At 70.5% G+C, this 2,342-nt stretch carries 2 protein-coding genes and 1 pseudogene; 1 reads left to right on the top strand and 2 read right to left on the bottom strand.

Annotation, left to right across the window (positions count from 1 at the left end; genetic code table 11):
• The coding region (locus tag I5I_RS09805) for a hypothetical protein (RefSeq protein WP_204365820.1) at nucleotides 1–312 on the bottom strand (312 nt) is incomplete at its 3' end.
• Nucleotides 313–325: 13 nt separating this feature from the next.
• Between I5I_RS09805 and I5I_RS09800 the strand changes: the two genes are divergently transcribed.
• Nucleotides 326–1,054, top strand: coding sequence for an amino acid permease (locus I5I_RS09800; RefSeq protein WP_374699912.1), 729 nt, complete (start codon nucleotides 326–328; stop codon nucleotides 1,052–1,054).
• Nucleotides 1,055–1,073: 19 nt separating this feature from the next.
• Here I5I_RS09800 and I5I_RS09795 read toward each other — a convergent pair.
• Nucleotides 1,074–2,324: pseudogene (locus tag I5I_RS09795) on the bottom strand (helicase-related protein); the annotation flags it as partial.
• Nucleotides 2,325–2,342: the final 18 nt, after the last annotated feature.

Raw genomic sequence — 2,342 nt, 5'->3', positions numbered from 1 at the left:
CGAGGGACCCGAGTCCGGGATCATGACCCCGCCGTCCTGGACGCCGTAGTTCTGCCACAGGTACAGCGTCGAACCGGACAGCGCGACCGGGACGTCCCAGGTGTAGGTGGCGAGATCGGCATCCGGAGCGGGATCGGCGCCCCAGGTGCCCCACATCGCCGCGAGGTCATCGGTGGGGCCCGTGCGTCCGTCGTTGAGTGCCGCGGCCGAGTTCCACGGCGGCACGTAGCTCACCGTCACCTCGGGGGCGTGCTCCGAGGCGGCGGAGGGCGCCAGCGCGTACTCCCGGCACGCGCGCCGCCGGCGCGACATCGGACGCGCGACGGTGCTGGGCTTTCTGAGCGTGCTCGCGATCTTCGCCTCCGTCACCATCGTGTCCTTCGGCATCCTGCCGCGTGAGCGCATCGCCGCCCTCTCCCAGCCGTCGATGGCCGGTGTGCTCGCGGAGGTGGTCGGCCCGTGGGGCGCCGCCTTCGTCGGAATCTCGCTCATCGTCGCGGTACTCGGGGCCTATCTGTCATGGACCCTGATGGCGGCCGAGGTGCTGCTGGTCGCCGCACGGGACGGCGACCTTCCTCCGATCTTCGCGCGCACCAATGCCCACGACGTGCCGGTTGGTGCGTTGACGATGTCGACGCTGCTCGTGCAGGTGCTGCTGCTGGTCGTCCTGCTGTCGGCCGATGCCTTCGACGTCGCCCTCAGCCTCACCAGCGCCTTCGCGCTCATCCCCTACGTGCTCACCGCGGGCTACGGCCTGCGGGTCGCGATCGCCGACGTGCGCGCGGAGGGCGCCCGCCGCGCGGCCGGTCTCGGCGCTCTCGTCGTCGCGATCTGCGCGACCGGTTACACGCTGTTCCTGCTGGCGGCGGCCGGGGGGCAGTATCTGCTGCTGGCGATGCTCGTGCTGGTACCCGGCACGGCGCTGTTCGTCGTCGCGCGACGTCGTCGGGAGCACCGTGTGTTCGCGCCGGCCGAGTGGGTGGTGTTCGCCCTCGCGGTCGCCGCGGCGATCGCGGCGGTCGTGCTGCTGTCCGACGGGGCGATCTCCCTCTGATCCGCGGGGATCGCGCCGGTCAGGCTTCGGCGGCCTCGGTCACCGGCAACGGGTAGAGCTGATCGATGAGCTGGGCGACCCACGCGATCAGATCGGCGTCTGCGACCGGCTCGCCGCCGGCGGTGGGCAGCGGCACGATCATCGCCTCGCCGCCGGCGAGCACCTTCGACTTCGGGTAGAGACGCTGCAGCCGCACACGCAGGGAATCGGATGCCGGGGCGGGCACGACGCGCAGGTTGGGCCCCATCGCGACCACATCGGAGAGCCCGGCAGCAGCGGCGCGACGGCGCAGGCGTGCGATGGCGACGAGACCGTCGACCTCGCGCGGAGGCGCACCGTACCGATCGGTGAGCTCCTCGATGACCAGGTCGATCGGATCGGCCGAGGCGCCGCCCTCTCCACCGCGGGTGCGGGCGTCGGGGGATGCCGCAGCAGAGAGCTTCTGGTAGGCCTCCAGACGCAGCCGCTCGCTGTCGATGTAGCGCTCGGGCAGACGCGCATCGACCGGAAGCTCCAGGCGCAGCTCGGTCGGCCCGTCCACCTCGTCGCCGCGGAAGGTGGCGACCGCTTCGCCGATCATCCGCAGGTAGAGGTCGAAGCCCACGCCGGCGATGTGCCCGGCCTGCTCGGCGCCCAGGAGGTTTCCGGCACCGCGCAGCTCGAGATCCTTCAGGGCGACCTGCATGCCGCTGCCGAGGTCGTTGTTGACGGCGATCGTCTCCAGCCGGTCGGCGGCTGTCTCCGACAGCGGCTTCATCTCGTCGTAGAGGAAGTAGGCGTACGCACGCTCCCGGCCCCGACCGACGCGCCCGCGCAGCTGGTGGAGCTGGCTGAGGCCGTACTTGTCGGCGCGGTCGATGATGATCGTGTTGGCGTTGGAGATGTCCAGCCCGGTCTCGATGATGGTCGTCGAGACGAGCACGTCGAAACGCCGTTCCCAGAACCCGTCCACGACCTCTTCGAGTGCGTGCTCGCCCATCTGACCGTGGGCGACGGCGATCCGCGCCTCGGGTACCAGCTCGGCGAGCTGGGCGGCGACGCGTTGAATCGACTGCACGCGATTGTGGACGTAGAAGATCTGCCCCTCGCGCAACAGCTCCCGGCGGATCGCCGCGGCGATCTGCTTGTCGCTGCGGGGCCCGACGTAGGAGAGGATCGGATGCCGGTCCTCGGGCGGAGTCTGCAGCGTCGACATCTCGCGGATGCCGGTGACGGCCATCTCGAGTGTGCGCGGGATGGGGGTCGCGCTCATCGCGAGGATGTCGACGTTCTCTTCAGCTTCTCAACG

The organism is Microbacterium sp. B24 (assembly GCF_000333415.1).
Classification (GTDB): domain Bacteria; phylum Actinomycetota; class Actinomycetes; order Actinomycetales; family Microbacteriaceae; genus Microbacterium.
This window is presented reverse-complemented; position numbering and strand designations above follow the sequence as displayed.